Origin of the sequence: Rubellimicrobium arenae (assembly GCF_017916275.1) — a bacterium.
In the GTDB taxonomy this organism is placed as follows: domain Bacteria; phylum Pseudomonadota; class Alphaproteobacteria; order Rhodobacterales; family Rhodobacteraceae; genus Rubellimicrobium; species Rubellimicrobium arenae.
Genome location: NZ_JAFMST010000006.1, coordinates 1 through 21,535 on the forward strand (window position 1 = coordinate 1; position 21,535 = coordinate 21,535).

Annotated in this window: 19 protein-coding genes; 12 read left to right on the forward strand and 7 right to left on the reverse strand. The window is 70.5% G+C overall.

Annotated elements, in window-relative coordinates:
• Together J3P31_RS10360 and J3P31_RS10365 are read left to right on the forward strand one after the other, a co-directional pair.
• The coding region (locus J3P31_RS10360) for a hypothetical protein (protein WP_210528375.1) at positions 1 to 1,813 on the forward strand (1,813 nt) is incomplete at its 5' end.
• Positions 1,810 to 2,328 (forward strand): HAD-IIIA family hydrolase, encoded by a 519-nt coding sequence (locus tag J3P31_RS10365; protein ID WP_210528376.1) that lies wholly within the window; start codon positions 1,810 to 1,812, stop codon positions 2,326 to 2,328. The genes J3P31_RS10360 and J3P31_RS10365, both read left to right, overlap by 4 nt.
• Here the strand turns inward: J3P31_RS10365 and glgX are convergent.
• The 4 genes from glgX to J3P31_RS10385 form a co-directional block, all read right to left on the reverse strand.
• Positions 2,325 to 4,448, reverse strand: coding sequence for a glycogen debranching protein GlgX (gene glgX, locus J3P31_RS10370; RefSeq protein ID WP_210528377.1), 2,124 nt, complete (start codon positions 4,446 to 4,448; stop codon positions 2,325 to 2,327). The two genes, J3P31_RS10365 and glgX, sit on opposite strands and share 4 nt — an antisense overlap.
• Positions 4,449 to 4,450: 2 nt before the next feature.
• Entirely contained in the window at positions 4,451 to 5,509 is a 1,059-nt protein-coding gene (locus J3P31_RS10375; RefSeq protein ID WP_210528378.1) for a sugar phosphate nucleotidyltransferase, read from the reverse strand.
• 134 nt (positions 5,510 to 5,643) lie between these two features.
• Positions 5,644 to 7,896, reverse strand: coding sequence for a malto-oligosyltrehalose synthase (treY, locus tag J3P31_RS10380; protein WP_210528379.1), 2,253 nt, complete (start codon positions 7,894 to 7,896; stop codon positions 5,644 to 5,646).
• Complete coding sequence (locus J3P31_RS10385; protein ID WP_210528380.1) at positions 7,893 to 9,680, reverse strand: alpha-amylase family glycosyl hydrolase; 1,788 nt, start codon at positions 9,678 to 9,680, stop codon at positions 7,893 to 7,895. The genes treY and J3P31_RS10385 overlap by 4 nt, the downstream gene beginning before the upstream one ends.
• A 187-nt stretch (positions 9,681 to 9,867) precedes the next feature.
• On the opposite strand from J3P31_RS10385, the gene J3P31_RS10390 reads away from it, so the two are divergent.
• From J3P31_RS10390 to J3P31_RS10410, 5 genes are all read left to right on the forward strand, one after another.
• On the forward strand, positions 9,868 to 10,671 hold the full coding sequence (locus J3P31_RS10390; RefSeq protein ID WP_210528381.1) for an SDR family oxidoreductase: 804 nt from the start codon (positions 9,868 to 9,870) through the stop codon (positions 10,669 to 10,671).
• A 1-nt stretch (position 10,672) separates the two neighbouring features.
• The gene (locus J3P31_RS10395) at positions 10,673 to 11,098 is read left to right on the forward strand and encodes an enoyl-CoA hydratase (protein WP_210528382.1); all 426 of its coding nucleotides are present in this window, start codon (positions 10,673 to 10,675) and stop codon (positions 11,096 to 11,098) included.
• 5 nt (positions 11,099 to 11,103) lie between these two features.
• On the forward strand, positions 11,104 to 12,042 hold the full coding sequence (locus tag J3P31_RS10400) for a cation efflux transmembrane domain-containing protein (RefSeq protein ID WP_246849479.1): 939 nt from the start codon (positions 11,104 to 11,106) through the stop codon (positions 12,040 to 12,042).
• A 106-nt stretch (positions 12,043 to 12,148) separates the two neighbouring features.
• Entirely contained in the window at positions 12,149 to 13,369 is a 1,221-nt protein-coding gene (locus tag J3P31_RS10405; protein WP_210528384.1) for a PRC-barrel domain-containing protein, read from the forward strand.
• A gap of 387 nt (positions 13,370 to 13,756) precedes the next feature.
• Positions 13,757 to 14,608, forward strand: a complete 852-nt coding sequence (locus J3P31_RS10410) for a YihY/virulence factor BrkB family protein (RefSeq protein ID WP_210528385.1) — start codon at positions 13,757 to 13,759, stop codon at positions 14,606 to 14,608.
• Between the two features lie 11 nt (positions 14,609 to 14,619).
• On the opposite strand, the gene J3P31_RS10415 is transcribed toward J3P31_RS10410, so the two are convergent.
• Together J3P31_RS10415 and J3P31_RS10420 are read right to left on the reverse strand one after the other, a co-directional pair.
• The gene (locus J3P31_RS10415; protein ID WP_210528386.1) at positions 14,620 to 15,600 is read right to left on the reverse strand and encodes a zinc-binding metallopeptidase family protein; all 981 of its coding nucleotides are present in this window, start codon (positions 15,598 to 15,600) and stop codon (positions 14,620 to 14,622) included.
• Positions 15,601 to 15,607: 7 nt separating this feature from the next.
• The gene (locus J3P31_RS10420) at positions 15,608 to 16,426 is read right to left on the reverse strand and encodes a transglutaminase-like domain-containing protein (RefSeq protein WP_210528387.1); all 819 of its coding nucleotides are present in this window, start codon (positions 16,424 to 16,426) and stop codon (positions 15,608 to 15,610) included.
• A 217-nt stretch (positions 16,427 to 16,643) separates the two neighbouring features.
• Between J3P31_RS10420 and J3P31_RS21620 the strand changes: the two genes are divergently transcribed.
• The 5 genes from J3P31_RS21620 (at position 16,644) to J3P31_RS10440 (ending at position 19,749) form a co-directional block, all read left to right on the forward strand.
• The gene (locus tag J3P31_RS21620; protein WP_256439152.1) at positions 16,644 to 16,766 is read left to right on the forward strand and encodes a hypothetical protein; all 123 of its coding nucleotides are present in this window, start codon (positions 16,644 to 16,646) and stop codon (positions 16,764 to 16,766) included.
• A 40-nt stretch (positions 16,767 to 16,806) separates the two neighbouring features.
• Positions 16,807 to 17,100: a hypothetical protein gene (locus J3P31_RS10425; RefSeq protein WP_210528388.1), complete on the forward strand. Its 294-nt coding sequence runs from the start codon at positions 16,807 to 16,809 to the stop codon at positions 17,098 to 17,100.
• 206 nt (positions 17,101 to 17,306) lie between these two features.
• Entirely contained in the window at positions 17,307 to 18,245 is a 939-nt protein-coding gene (locus J3P31_RS10430; protein ID WP_210528389.1) for a hypothetical protein, read from the forward strand.
• Positions 18,246 to 18,251: 6 nt separating this feature from the next.
• Positions 18,252 to 18,662, forward strand: a complete 411-nt coding sequence (locus J3P31_RS10435) for a phage holin family protein (RefSeq protein WP_210528390.1) — start codon at positions 18,252 to 18,254, stop codon at positions 18,660 to 18,662.
• A complete protein-coding gene (locus J3P31_RS10440; protein ID WP_210528391.1) occupies positions 18,643 to 19,749 on the forward strand; it encodes a DUF3618 domain-containing protein in 1,107 nt (368 codons plus the stop codon). The genes J3P31_RS10435 and J3P31_RS10440 overlap by 20 nt, the downstream gene beginning before the upstream one ends.
• A 92-nt stretch (positions 19,750 to 19,841) precedes the next feature.
• Here the strand turns inward: J3P31_RS10440 and J3P31_RS10445 are convergent, their stop codons facing one another.
• Positions 19,842 to 21,497, reverse strand: coding sequence for a phospholipase D-like domain-containing protein (locus J3P31_RS10445; RefSeq protein ID WP_210528392.1), 1,656 nt, complete (start codon positions 21,495 to 21,497; stop codon positions 19,842 to 19,844).
• Positions 21,498 to 21,535: the final 38 nt, after the last annotated feature.

Below are 21,535 nucleotides of genomic sequence, written 5' to 3' on the forward strand. Positions count from 1 at the left end.
GACGCGGGCGCGGGGGCAGGCGCGGAGGCCGAAGCCGGGACCAGCCCGTGACCGGACCCGGCCGGGCCGGGCCGCCCAGGGGGGCGGCCCGCCACGTCTGCCGTCCATGATCGTCTATTCCGATCGCGAACGGAGCGAAGATCCCAAGGCCCTCGTGTCCGCCCTCCTTGGCGGTCTTGCCTTGCGCAGCGCCACGCCCGACGTCCTGCCGGACCGGCTGATCGAAGCCGGGCTCCTGGAGTCCGCCGTGACCGACGCCCTGTCCCCGGATCGCGATGAGGAGCCGCCCCTGGCCCGCCAGTTGCGGGCGGTAACGCTGGATCTGGCCCACGCCGTCCGTGGAGGGTCCGGGACCGAGGCGCGCATCGACGCCGCCAGGGCCAGGCTGGCGGTAATCGCCTCTGGCCCGCTTCCTGATGTCGTGGCGGTGTCGGAGCCGGAGGGCTTTGCCTTCTATGCGCTTTACCCCGAGCTCTACGCCCAGGCGGCCCGCCAGTTCCTGCAAGCCACGGGACCGGAGCGGGCGCTCGTCATCGGCCTGCGGAACATTGGCACCACGCTCTCGGCGGTGGTCGCGGCGGAGCTGGAAGCGGCCGGGCTTCCGGTCAGGACCTTCACGGTCCGGCCCCGCGCGCATCCCTTCGAACGCGAGTTGCGCCTTGGTCCGCGGCTCCTGCAAGCGATGGAGGACGGTGCGCCGGGTCATGTGCTGGTCGTCGACGAAGGACCGGGGATCAGCGGCTCGTCCTTTGCCTGCGTGGCCGAGGCAGCCTTGCGGGCCGGCGTGCCGGAGGCGCGGCTCGCCCTCTTTCCGAGCTGGGACACGGACGGAGCCGGCATTCGATCCGACAAGGCGCGCGCGCTCTGGCCCCGGCTCTCACGCTGGACGGCCAGCTTCGAGCGCAAATTCCTCGACACCGGCCGCCTGTCCGAGCCCTGGGGCGGCGGTGCGTTGCGCGACATGTCCGGGGGCCTTTGGCGCGATCTCCTGTGCCCCCCGGACCGTCGTCCGGCGGTCCAGCCGCAGCACGAACGGCGGAAGTACCTGCTGGGCGGGGAACGGACGCCGCTGCTGCTCAAGTTCGCGGGCCTGGGGTCGCGTGGACGGCGGGCGCGCATCAGGGCCGAGCGGCAGGCCGAGGCCGGTCTCGCGCCCGCTGTCGAAGGCCTGTCCAACGGATTCCTGGCGTTGCGCTTCGTCCCGGGCCAGCCGCTTCAGGCGTCCGACCTCGATGCGGGGCTCCTCGATGTCATGGGCCGCTACCTTGGTCATCTGGTGGACGGAGGCGCGGACGGCGTCCCCCGGTTCGAGGACCTCCTTCACATGACGCGCGTCAACGTCACGGAAGCCCTGGGTCCGGAGGCAGCCGCCCGGACCGCCTGGATGGACAGGCTGCGCGACGCGGTGCTCGCCCGGCCCACGGTCGCGGGCGACGGGCGGATGCTGCCGCAGGAATGGCTGCGGACCCCGGAGGGCATCCTGAAGACCGACGGGATCGACCATCACGACGATCACTTCTGGCCCGGCGCGCAGGACATCGCCTGGGACCTGGCCGGGGCAACGATCGAGTGGGGCATGGACCCGGCCGCACAGGGCGCCCTCATCGAGGGGTATGTCGCGCGCACCCGCGACGCCGGCGTCCGGGAGGTGCTGCCCTTCTATCGGACGGCCTACCTGGCCTGGCGGCTCGGCTACACGAGCCTGGCCGCCGAGACCCTGGGCCAGGGGGATGACGCCGACAGCCTGCGACGCGACCGGGACCGCTACGCCGCCCTGCTGCGCCGGGACCTCGCGCCCGAGGGGATAGCGTGACCCCGTTTCCGCCGCATATCCGGCTCGTGATCTTCGACGCGGACAACACCTTGCGCCGGGTCACCATCCCCGGGAAGGTCTGTCCCCACGGCCCCGGCGAATGGGAGCCGCTGCCCGGGATCCGCGAGGCGCTTGCCGGGACTCGGTGGGGGTCCGGCGGCCTCCTGATGGGCATGGCGTCGAACCAGGATCATGTCTTCTACGGGCACCTGACCGAGAGCATGGCCCGGCAACTCCTCATGGATGCGGCCGAAGCCGCCACCGGCCATCGCCCCCCTGCAGGGGCGGTGCGCTTCTGCGCCCATGCGATGGACGCGGGCTGCGCTTGTCGGAAGCCCGAGCCGGGACTTCTGATCGAAGCCATGGCGTTCCACGGCACCCCCCCGGGCGCGACCCTGTTCGTCGGAGATGCCGAGGTCGACCGGGAGGCGGCGCACCGGGCGGGCGTCGCCTTCCTGCATGTGAACGACCTTCTCGAGCGACCGACCCCGGCGCGAGCCAGGGGGCTCCACTAGGCTTCGGCGGCTTCGGGCTCTCCGTCCTCGTCCTCGGAGGTCGGTTCAGGCGCGTCCATGCACCAGAACACCTGGACGCTCTGCCAGTCGATCGTGGTCTCGGCGCCTGCCTCCTCGTCGCAGGCCACGGTCTCGCGCGCGGTGTCGATCCGGAGCCGCCAGCTGCCTTCGGGCATGGTGAACACGGCTTCGTCACCGGCATTGAGAAGGATCAGCAGCCGGGGTCCGCCCGGCAGGAACAGGTCCACGCCAAAGAGCGGCAGCCCGGCGTCGTGCCAGTCGGCGTCCGACATCTCGCGCCCCTCGGGGTGCAGCCAGCGCGCGACGGGACCGTCGCCCACCCCTTCGCCCAGAGGCGAGGCGAAGCGCAGCCGGGCCAGCCTCGCCTCGTGCCGGAAGGCCGCGAGGTCGCGCACCGCCGAGAGCAACCCTTGGCGCGGCTGCGACCAGTCGATCCAGGTGATCTCGTTGTCCTGGGCGTAGGCGTTGTTGTTCCCGTCCTGCGACTGGCCCATCTCGTCGCCGGCCAGCAGCATCGGCACGCCCTGGCTCAGCAGCAGGGTGGCCAGCATGGCACGAGCGCGCCGCTCGCGGGATTCGTTCACCCGCTCGTCCTCGGTCGGCCCCTCGATGCCCATGTTGTCGCTGAGGTTGTTGTTGTGGCCGTCGCGGTTGTCCTCGCCGTTGGCCTCGTTGTGCTTGTCGTTGTAGCTGACCGTGTCCCAGAGCGTGAACCCGTCATGCGCCGCCAGGAAGTTGACCGAGGAGGTGGCCGGCCGGTGCGAGTGCCGGAACTGCACGGGGCTGCCCATGAGACGCTCGGACATCGCGGGCACGAGACCCTGGTCCTTGCGCCAGAAGCCGCGCGTGTCGTCGCGGAACTTGTCGTTCCATTCCCGGAAGGGCCAAGGGAAGCCGCCGACCTGATATCCCCCTTCGCCCACGTCCCAGGGCTCGGCGATGAGCTTGACCGTGGACAGGATCGGGTCCTGCCGGACGGCGGCGAAGAAAGCCCCTTCCCGCTCGAAGCCGGTGGACTCGCGGCCCAGCGTGGACGCCAGATCGAAGCGGAAGCCGTCCACGTGCATGACCTGGACCCAGTAGCGCAGGCTGTCGAGGACCATGCGCAGCACCATGGGATGCGCGACGTTCAGCGTGTTGCCCGTCCCGGTCGTGTCGTAGCTGTGGCGCTTGTCCTCGGGCGAGAGCAGGTAATAGCTCGCGTTGTCGATCCCGCGATAGGAGAGGGTCGTGCCCTTCTCGTTCCCTTCGCAGGTGTGGTTGTAGACCACGTCGAGGATCACCTCGATGCCGGCGGCATGGAAACGGCGCACGGCCTCCTTGACCTCGCGGATCGTGCCGGTCCTGAGGTAGCGGGCCTGCGGGGCGAAGAAGGACAGCGTGTTGTAGCCCCAGTAGTTCGACAGGTCCTTTTCCACCAGGAACCGGTCGTTGGCGAAGGCGTGCACGGGCAGCAGTTCGATGGCGCTGACGCCCAGGCTCTTGATGTGGTCGATGACCGGCTGCGCGGCGAGGCCCTGGAACGTGCCCCGGTCGTCCTCGGGGACGCCGGGATGCCGCATGGTCAGGCCACGGACATGGGCCTCGTAGACGAAGGTGTCCTGCCAGCGGTGCCGCAGCGCCCGGTCGGCCTCCCAGTCGAAGTCGGGGTCCACCACGACGCCCTTGGGCATGAAGGCGGCGCTGTCCCGCAGGTCCGGGGTGTCGTCGTCCTGATCCTCCAGCACATAGCCGTGGAGCGCATTGTCCCAGACGATCTCCCCGCGAAGCTCGCGCGCATAAGGATCCAGAAGGAGCTTGTTCGGGTTGAAGCGGTGTCCTTCGGCCGGAGCATAGGGGCCATGGACGCGGTAGCCGTAGACCTGCCCCGGTCCCACGCCCGGAAGGTAGCCGTGCCAGATGCCGCCCTCCATCGCCGGAAGGACGAGCCGATGCGTCTCGACCTTGCCGGAATCGTCGAAAAGGCAGAGTTCCACGCGCGTGGCATGGGCCGAGAACAGGGCGAAGTTCGTCCCCTGCCCGTCGAACGAGGCGCCCAGCGCATCAGCGTGGGCGGACTCCCGATCGAAGGCAAGGGACGGCACGGGTCGTTTCAGCATCATCAGCGTCCTGAGGTGGCTAGGCCGGGGGTCCGGCTCTGAAGTCGGGCGCGCATGCGCTCGGCCGCGCGGGCCGCGAGCATGGGCGGTGTGAGAAGCGTCGTGCCGCCGGGCGTGACCCGGAACCAGCGGGCGTCATCCTCCGGGTCCTCGCCGACCACGAGGCCGGCAGGGATGATGGCGCCAGGGGCGACGACGGCGCGGGTCAGGCGGGCCCCGGCGGCGATGCGCGCGCCCGGCAGGACCACCGTGTCCTCCAGGAGCGTCCAGCGGCCCGGGGTCCGCGCGCCGAAGCGCGGCGCCGAGAGCGAGATGCCGCCCGCCTCGAAGGCCAGATCGCGGCCATCGTCGGCAAGGGGCCCCGCCTCGCCCGGCGGGAGCAGGCAGGAGACCCCGCGCTGCACGTCCAGGAACACCTCGCGCAGGTCATCGAGGGTATCGACGTCGCGCCAGTAGGTCCGGGACGGCGGCACCCAGGTCGCGAGATCCCCGTCGGCGGCGATCCGGGGCAGAAGATCGGCCCAAAGGTCCTCCGACGCGGCCTCGGGGACGGCGGCCAGATGCGGACGCAAGGCGGACCAGTCGATCAGGACCGGCCCCGGGAGGTCATGGCGGCTGGCCAGCGTCGCGGGCGCGCCACCCTGGGCATGGGCGTCCATCATGGCGCGCAGGTCCAGCGCTTGGACCTGATCGGCCGGAAGGATCAGGATCTGGTGCGGGTCGGCGGCGTCAATGGCATCGACCGCGCTGGCCAGGGCCTCGACCGTGCCGCGTCCGCCGCCGAAGCGACGCCCGTCATGAACCGAGATGTCGATCTCCTCGCCCCAGCGCATGGGAAAGTAGCGCAGCAGCGTCTCGGGCCGGTGCCGCACCAGGGCCAGCACGCGTCCCACGCCCGCCGACTTCGCCGCCGCGATGGCGACATCCGCCAGGCGCCCCCCGGCAAGCGGGAGGGCACCCTTGGCCTCCAGGGCCGACAATTCATGCAGACGCGATCCCGGTCCACCCGCAAGGAGGACAGCCAGGGTCCGCGAAGGGTCGAAGATATTCGTTCGGTCCAAGGGGGACTCCGGCAGGGACTGCGAAGGGGGCGCCCGGGTCAACCGCACGGACCTCGCCGGGTTCCCACGAAGCCGTAACGCCGTCGCCTGATTCCGCCTTGGCTCGCTTCGCTGCCCGGATTTCCGGCGCGCGCCTACTCCGCCGCGTGCATGGCCGTTCCGGACGACCACTCCAGCGAGACGGGCTGGGCCCCTCCGGTCCAGTCCAGCGACAGCACGACGCGCCCGTCCCCGCTCTCCCGGACGAGGCGCCACGCATCGTCGGTTCCTTCGACCCGCACTGAACCCGCGGCCAAGAGCTCCGGCCGCTCGGCCCGGAGCCCCAGAAGCTGCCGGGTCAGCCGGTCCTTGCGGGCTGCGAAGCCGCCCGGCTCCGGGCAGCCCAGCCGGTCCCAGTCGACCCCGAGACGGTTGTCGGGGTCCGTCAGGTGATGGAGCGGCCCTTCGGCCCCCTGGTAGAAGTCGGGGATGCCCGGCATCAGCCCCTTGAGCGCGACCTGCGCAAGCGAAAGCTCGTCGGCCCGCGCGATCAGCTCGGCCGCACCCGGCGGGAGGGCCCGGTCCCATTCGGCCGCGAGGGCGCGGGCGAAGTCCTCGGGCCGGGCCTCGGCCTCGGGACGGGGATGGGTCCAGTTGGTGACCTCCCGCGCCTCGCGCATGGCCTTCTCCAGATGGGCCGCCAAACGGTCGGCCAGGCCGTCGCGCCCGTCCTCCCACAGGGCCAGGAGGCTCTGGACGATGTACCAGCGCGTGCCCGCATCGACCTGGTCCGCCCCGGGGACGGCGGCGCTGGCCTCCCAGACCCGCGTGAAGGCCCCCGGAAAGTGGGTCATGGCCACGAGCCGCATCCGCGCGTCCTCGGCCCGCTTGGTATCATGCGAGGAGGTCAGCGTCAGGTCCTGTCCCGTCCGCTCTTCCAGCCATTCCCCGAAACGCCCGGGGGTCCAGGCCGGATCGCCGGGCTCGTTGCCCACCTCGCAATGCGCCAGGCAGCGCGTGAAGCGGAAGAAGGCCGTGTCCTCCTGCGACTTGGCCATGAGGGCGCCGGTCACCTGCTGGAAGCGGGTGCGCAGCCTGAGGGCCTCCTCGGTCTCGCCCTCCCGGATGGAGCGCGCGACGAAGCGCAGGGCCTTGTCGCTGACCAACCCCTCGGCCGCCCGGTCGGCGCAGGCATCGAGGAGGCCGACGTCCTCGTCCCGCCGCGTCGGGTCGGCGGTTTCCAGGTAGGTGCGGTAGCGCGGCATCTGCACCAGCAGGGCGAGCATCGCCTCGCGCAGGGACTCCTCGCCCGCTTCCACCTCGCCCGAGGCCGCCGCGGCGCCCATGGCGAGGTTCTTGAGCTGGGCCAGCTCGGCCGCGAGGTCCTGGCGGATCACCTGGGCCTTGGCCTCGGCCAGCACCTGCAGCCAGTCGCGCTCCTCGCCCGTCGCCTGCCGCCACAAGGCGTCGATGCGCTCCAAGCCCTTCCGACTGGTCAGGACGCGGGTGATCGCGGCGCAGGCCTCGTAGCCCGTCGTCCCCTCGATGGGCCAGTCGGGGAGCCGTTCCTCCCCCACGAGGATCTTCTCGATCCAGATCGGGCAATCCCCGGCCGCCTCGCGCAGGCGCTGGAGATAGGCCCCGGGGTCCGCGAGGCCGTCCACATGGTCCACCCGCAGGCCCTGCACCAGCCCGGTCCGCACCAGATCCAGGGTGAGCGCATGGGTGTCCTCGAAGACCTGGGGGTCCTCGACGCGCATCCCGATCAGTCCGGTGACGTTGAAGAAGCGCCGGTGCGTGACCCCGTCCCGCTCCAGCTCCCAATGGGCGAGCCGCCAGGCCTGGCGTGCGTGGAGCGCCCGCAGCGCCTCGGGATCGCCCGCCCGCTCCTCCTCGGTCAGGGGATGGGGCGTCAGGGGCACCTCGAGATCCCCGGCGCAGAGCACGGGGCCGTCCTCGCCCTCCTTGGCCCTGATCCGCCCGGCATCCAGCATGGCCTCGAAGGGCTCGGGCAGGAACGGCAGCACCAGCCGCCCCGCGCTCCAGTCTATGTCGAAGTGCCGCGCCCAGCGGCTGCGCTCGCCGTGCCGCAGCACGTCGAGGAGCCAGGGGTTGCCGAGCGAGAAGGCCGTGTGGTTCGGCACGATGTCGATGATGATGCCGAGTCCGTGCTCCTGCGCGGCGCGGGACAGGGCCTCGAAGCCGTCCCGCCCGCCGAGGCAGGGCTCGATCTCGCTCGGGTCCGTCACGTCGTAGCCGTGGCTGGACCCGGAGGCGGCGGTGAAGATCGGGGACAGGTACAGGTGGCTGATGCCCAGGTCACGGATCGGACCGAGCCGCTCGATGGCCTTTTTGAAGGTCATCCCCTGGCGCAGTTGCAGGCGGTAGGTGGCGCGGGGCAGGGTCATTCGGGGCTCACGATCAGGGTGAAGGCATAAGGGTCGGCGGTGAGGTCGCCGAGCGCGAGGTCGTTCACCTCGGGCACGGCGGTCGGTCGGTCGGGGGGCGCTCCAAGGTTGATGTGGGCGGCGATGGTGCCCGCCCGGAAGGGCCAGGTGACGGACAACGAGCAGTCCCCTGTCCGCTCGACGCGGGCAGGCCCGGCGCGGCCCGTCTTGACGAGGGGGACGATGCGTTCGTGCCGCAGCGCGAGAAGGCGGCGGGTCAGCTCGCGCCAGTACCGCGCGTGCTCGCTGCCGCTGTCGGTAAAGGGGCGCGAGGCCTCCATGGTGGCGGGGTCGTTGGCGTCCGGAAAGTCGGTCCGGCCGAACATCTTGCCGAACTGCTCCCGCCGGCCTTCGGTGATCTTCCGCGCGAGCTCGGGCGACACGTCGCAGAAGTAGTGGAAAGGCCCCCGCTCGCCCTCTTCCTCGCCCATCCAGAGCATCGGCACGAAGGGCGAGGTGAGCTGGAGCGCGTGCGCCACCTCGACCGCGCGCGGATCGTCGACCAGCGTCAGGAGCCGGCCTCCGTCCGGGCGGTTGCCGATCTGGTCGTGGTTCTGCTTGTGCACGATGAAGGCCGTCCAGGGCAGGCCGTAGACCGGCAGCCCCTCCTCGGGCTCCGGCGCTTCGTCCGCCTCCCAGGCAAAGCCATGGGCCAGCAGGCGTTCCAGCTTGCCCATCGGGTCCTCGGCGAAGTCCGCCAGGTAGTCGCTGCTCTCGTCGGTCAGCAGCGTGTGCAGCGCATGGTGGAAGTCGTCGTCCCAGAGCGCGGTGAACAGCCCGTCCCGGATGAGCCAGGGATCGTTGCGCGGGTCCTCGGCGATCAGGTGGATCGGACGGCCGAAGTCGCGGCCCCGGATCTCGCGCGCGAGCTCCACGAGGTATTCCGGATCGGAGCGGGGGTCGCGGATCTCGTGGATGGCGTCGAAGCGCAACCCGTCGATCCGGTATTCCGTGATCCAGCCCAGGCAAAGGTCGGTGAAGAAGCTGCGCACCGCAGGATCGCCGAAGGCGATTCCGGTGCCCCAGGGGCTGCTCGTCTCCGGATCGAAGAAGCCGGGCGCGATGCGCTCCAGGTCCGATCCTTCGGGCGAGAAGTGGTTCAGGACGATGTCGAGGATCACCATGATGCCCTGGGCCTGGGCGGCCTCGACGAAGCGCTTCATCTCCTCGGGCGTACCGTAGGCCGGATGGGGCGCGGCCAGCAGGGCGCCGTCGTAGCCCCAGCCGCGGCGGCCCGGTCCATGGGCCACCGGCATGACCTCGATCGCGGTCACCCCGAGCGCGGCCAGATCCGGCAGCCGGCGCATCGCCGCGGCGAAGGTGCCCTCGGGGGTCAGGGTGCCGATGTGGAGCTCGTAGAGGACCGCTTCCTCCCAGGGGCGGCCCGGCCATTCGCTGGTCCAGGCGTGGCGGCGCGGATCGACGAGCCGCGATGGCCCCTTCAGGTCCAGGCCCAGTTGCGCCCGCGCCAGGGGATCGGGCGTGGGCCGCCCGTCGACCACGAAGGCGTAGGCGTCGTCCGCCCGCGCCGTCTGGGTCGTGCGCCAGAAGCCATCGGGCCCGCGCTCCATGCCGTGCCGCGCATCCCCGATCTCGACCGCGACCGCATCCGCCCCGGGCGCCCATAGCGCAAAGCGCCACAATCCGTCGCCCAGCGGCTCGGCCCCCCAGGTGCGGACATGGTGCAGGGCATGTGGCTGCCCCACGATCCCCTGCGTCCGTTCGCCTGGTCGTCCATCGGGCATCGCCGCTCTCCTTGTGCCGTTCCCCCGCAGGCGTCGCCGTCAAGGCTCGCCCGCCCCCACGGAACATCCGCCGCGCCCCTAAGTTCCGGGCGTTCCGGAACCGAAGCGCGGGGGAGTCACGTTTCCGTGCCGTCATGGGCCCGGCGCCCCGCCCCGGACCCATCCCCGATCCCAAGGAGCCGAGCCCATGCCCGATCCCAGCGAGCCCTTCGACGAATCGCCCCGAGGCAAGGGCAGCGACAAGCTGCGGGGCAAGACCGCCTTCGTGACCGGCGCCTCCTCGGGCATCGGACGGGCCACCGCGCTGCTTTTCGCACGCGAGGGCGCCAAGGTCGCGATCTCCTATTACTCCGACCCGCAGGACGCGGACGAAACGGTCCGGCGCATCCGGGAGCTGGGCGGCGAGGCCCACGCCGTCGGCATGGATGCCGGGATCCACGAAGAGAACCTGCGCGCCACGCGCGAGGCCATCGAATGGCTGGGCGGCACACTCGACATCCTCGTGTGCAACGCGTCCATGCAGATCGTGCAGGAGGACGTGCTGGACGTGTCGCCGGACCAGGCCCGGGACACGCTGTTCGTCAACGCCCTGGGATATCTTTGGACGATCCAGGCGGCGCTGCCGCACATGAAGGAAGGGAGCAACATCGTCGGCACCGTGTCGGTGGTGGCCTACAAGGGCAACCAGCAGCTTGTCGACTATGCGATGGGCAAGGGGGCCGAGCTGGCGCTGCTCCGGTCCCTGGCGGCGCAGCTGGCCGAGCGCAGGATCCGGGTGAACGCCGTGGCGCCCGGCCCCGTCTGGACCCCCTTCATCACCGAGACGATGAGCCCCGACAAGGTGGCCACCTTCGGGCAGGACACCCCGCTGGGCCGGCCCGGGCAGGCCTACGAGCTCGCCCCGGCTTACCTGTACCTCGCCTCGGACGATGCGAGCTACGTGACGGGACAGGTGATCCACGTGAACGGCGGCACTCCGGTGGGGAGCTGACATGGCGGGGCAGGGCATCCTGGGGGGTGCGCTGGCGGGGCTTCTGGCCCTGCCGGCCTCCTGCGACCTGCCGCGCGACCCCGAAGGCACGCTGGACCGGCTTGCCGGGGGGACCCTGGCGGTCGCCGTCGTCGCACCCGAGCTTTCCGCGGACGAGCGACAGGCCCTTTCCTTCCTGGCCGACGACCTGGGGGCCGAGCTTTCCTTCGTCGCCGGGGACATCCATTCGGCGGTCGACGCCCTCGGGCGGGGCGAGATCCAGGCGGTGGCGGGGGCGATCCCGAAGGACACCCCGCTGACCGACGAGACCGCCGCCACCAACCCCGTCGGTCCCGAACGGTTCGTGCTCCTGCTCCGGCAGGGCGAGAACGCCCTCCTCCTTGCCGCGAACCGCGCCGTTGCCGATGCGAGGGAGGAGGACCGGTGACGGCGATGCTCGATCTCCTGCCGCGCTCGCGGCACCCCGGCGGCGAGGACCACCCCGAGTATCCGCCGCAGGTCCGCGAGGCGATGGCGCGGGGGCGACGGCTCGAATGGTGGTCGCTGGTCTGGCTGGCCTCGGTCATCGCGATCATGGGCCTTGTCACCGGCCAGAGCCAGGCGATGCGGACGGCCTGGATCGAGGACTGCCTGAGCCTCCTGCCCCCCGCCTTCTTCCTGCTGGCCACCTGGTTCGAAAGCCGGGCCCCGACGCACCGCTTTCCCTACGGCTTCCACCGCACCGCCTCGCTCGCCTTCTTCGCCGCGGCGGCGGTTCTCCTGAGCTTCGGCAGCGTGCTGATCTACGGCGCCGTGGCCACCCTGATCCGGCAGGAGCACCCTGCCATCGGCTCCCTCCGCATCGCGGGCGAGGAAGTCTGGCTGGGCTGGCTGATGATCCTGGCGCTGGCCTATTCCATCGTGCCGCCGGTCATCCTGGGCCACCTCAAGCAGCGCCCCGCCGAGCTGCTGAACGACAAGGTCCTGGTGACCGACTCGGAGATGAACAAGGCGGACTGGCAGACCGGGGTGGCCGGCATCCTGGGCATCCTGGGGATCGCCTGGGGCTTCTGGTGGGCGGACGCCTTGGCGGCGGGGCTCATCGCCGTGTCGATCCTGTGGGACGGGGTCGGGGCGCTCCGCAAGGCCGTGGCCGAGCTGGTGGACGGTGCCCCCCGCGACCTGCGCAGCGACCGCATCGACGACGAGGCGCTCCTGCTGGGCGAGCGGGCGCGGCAACTGGGGGCCCGCATCGTGCTGCGTGAGACGGGCCGCGTCATCACCGGCGTCCTGGAGTCCCGTGACCCGGCCGATCTGGGCCGCATCACGCATGGCCTCTCATGGCGGGTCCGGGACCTGTCGTGGCGCCCGCTGGGGGATCGGGACCTCTGAAGTCGGAACCGCCAGTCCGCTTGGACGTTGGGGGGCCGAGCGCGACGACTGACCGCGCCCCAGGCTCTCCGAGCCGTATCATCGAACAAACCTTGGGAGAACGCTCGTGAAAAAGCTGCTGCTGTCCACCGCCATTCTGGTGGCCGCGTCCGTCCCCGCCCTTGCGCAGGATCAGGCCCAGACCACCGACCAGACCCAGAGCATCTTCCGGCAGGCGCCCGAAGACATGGAAATCCGCGCCTCGGATTTCCTGGGGATGCGCGTCTATGCGACCGAAGCCGCCGTCGATAACCAGGAAGTCCAGGGCATCCAGGAAAACTGGGACGACATCGGCGAGATCAACGACATCGTCCTCGACCGCGATGGCATGGTCCAGGCCGTGCTCGTGGACATCGGCGGTTTCCTCGGCATCGGCGAGCGTCAGGTCGCCCTGAGCATGGACTCGCTCCAGTTCGTGTCGGATTCGACCACCGCCGAAGACGCCGACGACTTCTTCCTCGTCGTGAACACCACCCGTGAGGCGCTCGAGAACGCGCCCGAATACACGGGCGGGAACAACGGCGACATGAACGCCGAGCAGGCGGCCCAGCAGACCGAGCAGGCCGTCGAGGGCGGCGCCTCGAACATGGCTGCGGCGGGCGCGGCCGCCGGTGCGGCGGCAGGCGCTGCGGCCGGGGCCGCGGCGGGCGCTGTCGAGAACGCGGGCGACACGGTCGCGGATGCCGCGGGCGATGCCGCCCAGGCCACGGGCAATGCGGTCGACAACGCGGCTGACGCCACCGCCGACGCCGCCGGGAACATGGCCACCGAAACCGAGATAGAGGCCGACCAGACCGCCCAGGCCGCGACGGACGATGCCGCGGCGGGCATGGCCGCGACCGACCAGACGGCGGCCGACACGGCGACGACGATGGACGACACCGCCGCCACCGGCATGGCCGCGACCGACGCCACGACCGACATGGCCGGCCAGGACGTCACCAACACCGAGCAGACCTCGGCCGACACCGCGAGCGCGCGTGAAGGCTTCGTGGCCGCCGGCGCCGAGGACATGACCGCCGAACGCCTCCAGGGCGCGGGCGTCTATGACCAGAACGACGAGCGCGTCGGCGAGGTGGGCGACATCGTCCTGACCGCCGAAGGCCAGGTGTCCGATCTCGTGATCGACGTGGGCGGCTTCCTCGGCATCGGCGAGAAGCCCGTGGCCTTGCCCATGGACTCGGTCGAGATCCTGCGCCAGGACGGCGGTGAAGAGCTCCGCGTCTATGTCACCCAGACCGAGGACCAGCTCAACGCCATGGAGCGTTACGAGGAACAGGCTCAGTAAACCGGGCCGCCGGAACGATGAGACGGAGGGGTTCGCGCCCGGCGCGGGCCCCTTTTCCATGCGCCCGGATCCATTTGGACAGCTGCAATCTCCCGCCGTGCCGGCGGAACATGGGGTCGGCCCCGTGACATGGACGGCGAGCCATGCAATTCTAGGCCGTCACCGGCCTGTTCGTCCGCCTCTCTGTCCTGGGCTTCCGGGCAATTGCGCCGGTGGTGAACTCGGATCAGCCTGCTGGAGCGAAGATCATTTGGGTTCTCGTGATCGTTGCACTGACCGGCCCGGGCGCCTTGGCTCCGCCCCCATCCGGGCCGAGGAGCCTGCACCGCGGGTCCTGATCCGGGGAGACGGCCCCTGAAACGCGCCCTCGACGCCTTCTGGTTCATCATGGACGTGATGGACCGGCTGAACATCAGCCTGATCGCGGCCGGCGTCGGCTTCTTCGCCATGCTGGCGCTGTTCCCGACACTGGCCGCGATCGTCCTTCTCTGGAGCTGGGTGGCCGATCCCGGGCAGATCAACACCCTGCTCGATCTGGCGGGGCAGGTCGTGCCCCCCGAGGTCCATCAGATCCTGATGAACCAGGTGGCCGGGGTCGTGAACGCGGGCAGCAGCGGCAAGCTGGGCACCGCGACGGTGATCTCGTTGTTCGTGGCGCTGTGGTCGGCCCGGGCCGGGGTCTCGGCGCTGATCCGGGGGCTCAACGCGGCCTATGACATCGGCCACCGCCAGAGCATCTGGCGCCGCTACATGGCCGATTTCGGGGTGACGCTGGCTCTCTGCGGGCTTACGTTCGTCGCCATTGCGGCGGTGGTGCTGGCGCCCGTATTGATCGCGATCTTTCCCCTGGGACCCCTCGCCACCGTCGCGGCGGAACTGACGCGGTGGATCGTGGCCATCGGCGTCGTCATGATGACTCTGGGGATCGTCTACCGCTACGGCCCCAACCGCCGGGGGCACCGGCCCAAGTGGATCACACCCGGAGCGATCGCTGCCACCCTTCTCTGGCTGGTCGTGTCCATCGCCTTCACCATCTATGTGCGCAGCTTCGCCCACTACAACGAGGTCTACGGTTCGCTCGGGGCGGCGGTCGCACTTCTGATGTGGTTCTACCTGTCGGCCTATGTGGTGCTCTTCGGCGGATGCCTGAACGCGGCCATCGAGGCTGGCGGGGCGGAGAAGCTTCAGCACACGCTGGAGGTCCAGCAGGCCCGCGAGGCCCGCGCGCGCGCCTCGTGACGCCTGAGCCCTTAGACGGCTTGGAGCCGGTCGCCCATCAGGCCATGGATGAAGCCCAGCTTCCGGATGACCTGCGGCGCGAGCACGAAGGGGTACAGATCCGGCTGCCCCAGCGCGCGGCTCATGGCGTTCATCGCCACCGAGAGCGGCACCCAGGCCTCCGCCAGGGCCTCGACGGTCCCCTCGGCGTAGGGATCGGGTCCCGAGGTCAGGCCATAGGCCTCGGCCGTCTCGAGCCCGTCGGTCATGTGAAGCCAGTGCGCGAAGGTTTCGGCGAAGTCCTCCCAGGGATGGGTCGTGGCATAGGCCGAGACGAACCCGTCCTCCCATCCGGACGGCGGACCCTCCCGGTAGTGGCGGTCGAGGGCCTCCTGGTAGTCCTGGTCGGGATCTCCGAAGATCGCCTCGAACTCGGCGCGGCGCCCGCCCTCGTCCACCAGGACGTCGTAGTAGAAATGACCGACCTCGTGACGGCAATGTCCCAGCAGGGTGCGGTAGCGCTCGCCCATCTCGACGCGCATCTTCTCGCGCCGGTCGTCGTCGGCCTCGGACACGTTGAGCGTGACCAGCCCGTTGTCATGGCCCGTCAGCACCCTCTGGATGCGCCCGTCCGGCATCTTCTCGTCGGCCAGCAGGCGGAAGGTCAGGGCGTTCCCGGCCTGCGAGACAAGGGGCAGGTCCAGCCGGAGCAGGGAATAAACGAGGCGCCTCTTGGCCCCTTCGATCCGCCGCCACCGCAGGTCGTTGCCCAGCACCCCCAGGTCCGGAATCGTCTCGGTCATGGCGCAGGACACGCAGAAGGCGCCCTCGCCCGGCTTGCGGGCGACCCAGTTGCACCCGATCGCCGCCCGGTTCCCGCAAGGCTGCCGTCCGCTCAGGTCGACGAGGCGGGCCACGTCCGGCGCATAGGCAAGCTCGGTCCCGCAGTTGAGGCAGGACAGGCTGTCGAAGAACACCTCGTGGTCGCAGACGGGGCAGGTGAAGCGCTTCATGGCGAACTCACGCCGCCGCGGCGCGCAGCTTCACCTCGTCGCACCAGACCTGGAAGCTGTCGAGCGTGGTCGCCCCGAAGGACGTGATCATCGGGACGTCACCCGCGTCACGCCCCCGCACCATCACGATGCGTCCGATCCGGGGGACGTTGTAGCGCGCGTCGAAGGTGTACCAGCGCCCCCCCAGGAAGACTTCGGTCCAGGCGCAGAAATCGCCCGGGCCCTGGTCGGGCCATTCGATGTCGCCCAGGTATCCCGAAACGTAGCGCGCCGGGATGTTCAGGGCGCGCGCAAAGGCGATGACGAGATGCGCGTAGTCGCGGCAGACCGCCTTGCCTTCCTGGATCGAGGAATGCGCCGTGCGGAAATGCGAGGCGTCCTTGTAGTCGAAGGTGAGGTTCGCATGCGCGTAGTCGCAGATCGCCTGCACCCGCCCCCAGCCCGTCGGGAGATGCCCAAAGCGATCCCAGGCCTCCTGGATCAGGAGATCGCTTTCACAGTAGCGCGAGGGCTGGAGGAACTGCAGCACGTCATCCGGCAGATCCTCGACGGGATGCTGCTCCGCCTCGGGGTTCACATCGTCGGGACGGCCGCTGTCGGTGGCCAGACCTTCCCAGGTCAGGCGCAGCTCACCGGCCGGCATCACCAGCCGGCCGCGCCGGTTGCCAAAGGAATCGACATACCACTGGAGCGGAATCTCGGGAAACGCCGTCAGGGCGTTGGCAGAAATCCTGTGCATTTCCTCTGGATGAGGGCACAGGGCCAGGATCAGCGGGGTCGGCGCGGGCGCGGACAAGGTGATGTCGAGGGCGACGCGGATAAGCATGACGATGATCCCGGAAAAGGCACGCGCGAAGGCCAGCCCGGGTTGGAACCCGGCCCCATGGCTCGCTGGGGTCAACGCTTCGGCCCGCTTCGGGTTCCCCTGGGCAAGGCGCCGCCCGGCGGAGGGCGCAAGCCCGGCCACGGAACCCGGCCGACCGGCGCGGCGTTCTCGCCTCAGACCGTCATTGACGGATTCCCCATTGCCGCAGGAGGCTTCCTTGTTCGACCTGGCCGCGTCCCTCCTTCATCGCCTGCTCGACCTCATCGCGCCGTACGGGCGGCAACCGGATCTGATCGCCATTCCGATCCGCCGCGACGACCGGCGCGGCCCGCGTCGCTGACGCGCGCACGGGCTCCGGCCCGTCAGCCGCCGAACTCCCCATGAACCCCCTGACCCTCGTCCTGGCCATGCTCACGGCCACGGTCGTGACCGGCCCCTTCATTGTGGCCGCCTTCGCCCTGGGCCTTTATGGCTGGCCGACGATCCTTCTCGCGCTGGCCCTGGGCTCGTTCGGCGCGGCGATCCTCGCCCGTCGTCTCGAACACGAGATCAAGCGCCAGGATCCCGCCTGGGATGAGCTCCGCGACTGCGCCCGCCCTTTTGCGGTGGTTCGCCCGCGCGTGGATGACACGCGCGCCGAACGGTTCGACCCGCGCCGCCACTGGCGGCATTGATCCCTCCACAGCCCGGACCCAGACCGGGAGGTTCCCGTCTTCGCATCGGGGAACCTCAAGCCGAAGCGCGCGTTTGGCCCGCGTCACGACCTCGTCACGACCCTGCGATCCGCACCCTGGGCGCGACCGGCGCCGCGCCGCCCCAGTTCCTTGCCAGGAGTTGCAGGCGTCCGGGATCCGGGTCGGCACCCCCTAAGGAGACCCCGATGACCGATACCAGCATGAGCGACGCAACCAGCCAAGGCTCCTCCATCGCGAGCAGCCTTTCGGACGCCGGGCGCGACACCTACCAGCAAGTGAAGTCGAAGGCGATGGACGCGGTCTCGCGCACCACGGACGCGGCCCGCACCCAGGCCATGGACCAGGCCGAGACGGCCAAGGACGCCCTCGCCTCGACGGGCGACCGCCTGGCCCAGTCGCTGCGGAGCGCGGTGGACGGAGGCGACGACTCCATCCAGGCGCGCCTCATGGCCGCTGCGGCGGACAGCATCTCCAACGTCTCGAATTCGCTGCGCGGGCGCAGCTTCCAGGACCTGCTGGCCCAGACCGAATCCTTTGCCCGCCGCAACCCGGGCGCCTTCGTCGCGGCGGCGGCGCTGGCCGGCTTCGCCTTTGCCCGATTCGCCCGTGCCTCCTCGACCTCGTCGTCCTACGGCAGCGGGCAGTTCCAGGATGACTCCTACGGCGGGAGCCAATCCTCCGGCGGATATGGCGCCAGCTCCTATGGCTCGAGCTCCTATGGCTCGTCTGGGCTGGGCGGCACGTCGGGGGCCGGCGGCCCCTCCTACGGCACTTCCTCGGTCGGCGGCACCGCTGCCATGGGCGGCATGGACAGCGCCGGCGGCTTGGGCGGAACCGGCGATGTCGGCGGCTCCTCCATGGGCGCGGGGTCGGGCTCCGGTCTCGGGTCGGGCGGCGACTACGCCGGCGGCGGCTCCTTCGGAGTGGGCACCGGTGGCGGCTACGGCGCAGGACGGACCGGCGGCTCGGTCAGCACCAGCGGCATGAGCACCCATGACGACGACCTCGACGACGTGGGGTCGATCGCGGACGACGGCATGGGCGGCGGCAGCGCCTCGGGCGATGCCGGCACCGCCACCCCGAATTCGTCGGGGGACACCTCCAACAGAGGTTACGACAGGTAGGATGAGATGAGCTTCGACGCCGATCCCCGACCGACGGGCTCACTCCTGAGCGACGCGATCAACCAGTTGACCCGCCTCGTGCGGGGAGAGGTCGCGCTCGCCAAGGCCGAAGTGGCCCAGAACATCCGCAACGCCGGTCTGGGCGTCGGCCTCCTCGTGGGGGCCCTCGTCCTGGCGTTGGTTGCGCTTCATGTCCTCGCGGCGGCCCTCGTTGCCGCGCTGTCCAACTGGATCGGCCCGGGCTGGGCCGCGCTCCTCGTGGGTGTGGTCATCCTGGTTGTGGCCGTCATCCTCGCGCTCAGGGGGCTGAACGCGCTGAAACCCGAAAACCTGGCGCCCAGCCGCACCGTCCGCAGCGTGCAGGCCGACGCCCAAGCCATCAAGGAGACCGTTGCAAATGGCAACCACAAGCACTGATCCGCGCGACATCGAGGCCGACCTCGACCGCGAACGCGCGGCACTGGCCGATACCCTGGACACCTTGTCCGAACGGGTGTCGGTGGACAACCTGGCCAAGGAAGCGCTGGGCATGCTCAAGTCCCACGCCGGCAGCGCCACCAGCACCATCGACCACGCGGTCCGGGCGAACCCGCTCGCCGTCGCGCTGATCGGGGCCGGGATCGCCTGGATGTTCGTCGGACCCCGCATGAAAGGGTCCTCGAGCTCGTCCAGCCAGTCCTCGGGCTATGCGGGCGGCCTTCAGCATGACGACCGGGGCTGGGCCTCGGCCGACAACCGGGCGTCCGACTATGGCCGGGTGGGCTACGTTCCGTCCGACAACGACGACGACCACGCCTGGTCGCGCGAGGCGACCGGCTTGCGGGCCCGCGCCTCGGCGGCGCTCCACCGCATCGAGCAGGAAGCCAAGTCCTACTACGACAGCCTTCGGCACGCGCTGCCGGGGTCCGGCTCGTCCTCCTCGTCGGGCGGCTCCCGCGATTTCGAGGCCGAGCGCCAGTCGGTGATCTCCAACTTCACCAGCGACCTGCGCACCCGCTTTGCCTCGGGCCTCGACAGCCTGCCCGAAGGCTCGCGCCAGCAGATCATCGCCGCGCGCGAACGCGCCTATGGCGCGATGCTCCGGGCCGAGCGCGTCGGCCGCGATGTCGTCCGCGATCCGTCCCGCGCCATGGAGGAGCACCCGCTCGTGGCCGGCTCGGTGGCCTTCGCGCTCGGCGCGGCCGTGGCTGCGATCCTGCCCAGCACCGACGCGGAAAACCGTGCCTTCGGTTCCGAGCGTGACCGGCTGATGAACGAAGCCTCGCGCCTTCTGCGGGAAGAGCGGTCGCGTGCGATGCAGATCGCGGGCTCGCTGGGCCAGGAGGTCAAGGCCGCCGCCCAAGAGACCGTCGAGGCGATGGTGGATACCGCGACCCAGAAGGCCTCCCAGGCCGCGACCCGCGTCACCGACCGCGCCTCCGAGGAGTTCCGGAACATCCAGGGCCAAGGCGGCTCCGGCTCCTCGCCCTCGATGGCCGGGCCGGGCGATCCGGTCATCGGCTGACCAGCCCCCCTCTGAAAACGCAAAGGCCCGGGTTCGTCCCGGGCCTTTCCATGTTCTGCCTTGGGTCTCATCCCGCTGGGAGACGATCTGCCTCAGACCATCTCCTCGGGGACTCCGGGCACCGCTTGGCCGAGGCGCTCGGCCGCCTTCAGGTCATAGGGCACGACAAAGCCTTCGCGGTGCTCGGGCGGGCGGCGCGCGTTGCGCAGCGCCAGGAGCCGCCACATGGTCGCTGCCTGGGCCGGGTCGAGATAGCGGGGATCGGGGTCCGCGGGCAGCCAATGCCGCATGACCCGTTCCCGCAAGCGGCGCGCGTCCTGCGGATTGCGGAGGAGCACGCCGGCCTCCGTGTCCCAGCGCAGGCTGCGGCCATTGAGGTTGGCCGACGACACGATCGCCGCCGTGTCGTCGAAGATCGAGATCTTGGCATGGATGTACACGAGCGGCGCCCCGAGGACATGGCCGCGCCGCTCGGCCGCCATGGGCTCCGCCGGCTCGTCCGCGCCGGAAAAGACCTCCGGCCCGTCCTTGCCCTCGGGACCTGCGGCGTCCGGGCCATCGTGACTGGGGCGCGGGTGCCGCCGGGGCTGGGCGGCTCCGCCCACGAACAGGCGGGGTCCGAAGGCCCGCTCCAGGATCCGGAGGCACTTGGCCTGCAGATGCTCTCCGTAACGGGTGTCGATGCCCCAGGCACGGCCGAACGCCACCTCCTCGGGGGCAGCCGGCAGGATCAGGATCAGGCTGAGCTTGGGCCGCATCCGTCCCGCCCGCGCCAGGCAGCGCGCAAGGCGCGTGTCGCGGAAGAACTGCGTTTCGAGATAGATCAGCGATTCGGCGCGGCTCGCGAGCATTTCGTGAGCCTCGAGGATCTCCTGCGTCACCGGCTCGGGACCGAAGCCCAGCCAGGGGCGGCCCCGCGTGCGCGACAGCGTGCGCAAGAGGCGCCGTTGCGGCGGGGGTGGCGCCCGCCCCGCCGTCACATCCAGGAAGCTTTCGAGATGGGTCTGGGCCTCGCGCACGACAGGGCCTTCGACCATGAGCTGGAGGTCCTGCCAGGTCTCCGCGCCGGGGCGGTCGTGGTCAGGCGTGTCCCAGCGCCGCTCATCGAGGTCAAGGCCCCCGATATACAGCTTCTGGCGGTCGAACACCGCAAGCTTCTGGTGGTGCGTGGCCGGGTGCAGGACGGGGAGCCGCCAGGGCCGGGCCCGAACCCGTCCGTCCGGACCGATGCGGAGCAGCCCGGCGAGGCCCGGCATGTCGCGCAATGCCGAGATGCGACGCACCGGATCGCGGGCGTTCAGCCAGCGCGCGGTCCGTGCGAGGCTCACGGCGACCTGCGGCCACAGGACGGCGCGGGGCAGGCGCCCGGTCACCGCGGGATGCATGGCCGCGCAGACCCTCAACCGCTCCGGGGCGCCCGAGGCCTCGCCGGCCGCAAGGACCTGGCGCACGGCCGCCCAGGTGCCCCGGTGAAGCGATGGCCGCGCCACCGGATCGAAGTCCGAGATGATGAGGTTGATGGAAACGCCACGGCGGAGCGCATCCGCCACGAGGTCGAACCAGGTCGATCCTATGGCGCGCGCCTCGGAGCTGCGCAGGCGGGTGCGCAGGTCGAAGATGCGGAACGAAGCCCAGATTTCGGACTCGGCCGCCAGCACCGCCCGCTCGAAGGCCGGAAAGGCTTCAGCGGCGGTCAGTAGAATCTCGGTCTTGGTGCGATCCCGCACCAGGCCCGTCACATGCTGCATGGTCCTGCTCGGTATGTCACAAGGTCAACACACCGTGG

Excerpts from the sequence above, each read along its gene's own strand:
- J3P31_RS10390 (WP_210528381.1), top strand. The coding sequence starts at position 9,868 with ATGCCCGATCCCAGCGAGCCCTTCGACGAATCGCCCCGAGGCAAGGGC.
- J3P31_RS10445 (WP_210528392.1), bottom strand. The coding sequence starts at position 21,497 with ATGCAGCATGTGACGGGCCTGGTGCGGGATCGCACCAAGACCGAGATT.
- treY (WP_210528379.1), bottom strand. The coding sequence starts at position 7,896 with ATGACCCTGCCCCGCGCCACCTACCGCCTGCAACTGCGCCAGGGGATG.
- J3P31_RS10435 (WP_210528390.1), top strand. The coding sequence starts at position 18,252 with ATGAGCTTCGACGCCGATCCCCGACCGACGGGCTCACTCCTGAGCGAC.
- J3P31_RS10420 (WP_210528387.1), bottom strand. The coding sequence starts at position 16,426 with ATGCTTATCCGCGTCGCCCTCGACATCACCTTGTCCGCGCCCGCGCCG.
- J3P31_RS10430 (WP_210528389.1), top strand. The coding sequence starts at position 17,307 with ATGACCGATACCAGCATGAGCGACGCAACCAGCCAAGGCTCCTCCATC.
- J3P31_RS10415 (WP_210528386.1), bottom strand. The coding sequence starts at position 15,600 with ATGAAGCGCTTCACCTGCCCCGTCTGCGACCACGAGGTGTTCTTCGAC.
- J3P31_RS10385 (WP_210528380.1), bottom strand. The coding sequence starts at position 9,680 with ATGCCCGATGGACGACCAGGCGAACGGACGCAGGGGATCGTGGGGCAG.
- J3P31_RS10410 (WP_210528385.1), top strand. The coding sequence starts at position 13,757 with ATGGACGTGATGGACCGGCTGAACATCAGCCTGATCGCGGCCGGCGTC.
- glgX (WP_210528377.1), bottom strand. The coding sequence starts at position 4,448 with ATGCTGAAACGACCCGTGCCGTCCCTTGCCTTCGATCGGGAGTCCGCC.
- J3P31_RS10425 (WP_210528388.1), top strand. The coding sequence starts at position 16,807 with ATGAACCCCCTGACCCTCGTCCTGGCCATGCTCACGGCCACGGTCGTG.
- J3P31_RS10440 (WP_210528391.1), top strand. The coding sequence starts at position 18,643 with ATGGCAACCACAAGCACTGATCCGCGCGACATCGAGGCCGACCTCGAC.
- J3P31_RS10395 (WP_210528382.1), top strand. The coding sequence starts at position 10,673 with ATGGCGGGGCAGGGCATCCTGGGGGGTGCGCTGGCGGGGCTTCTGGCC.
- J3P31_RS10400 (WP_246849479.1), top strand. The coding sequence starts at position 11,104 with ATGCTCGATCTCCTGCCGCGCTCGCGGCACCCCGGCGGCGAGGACCAC.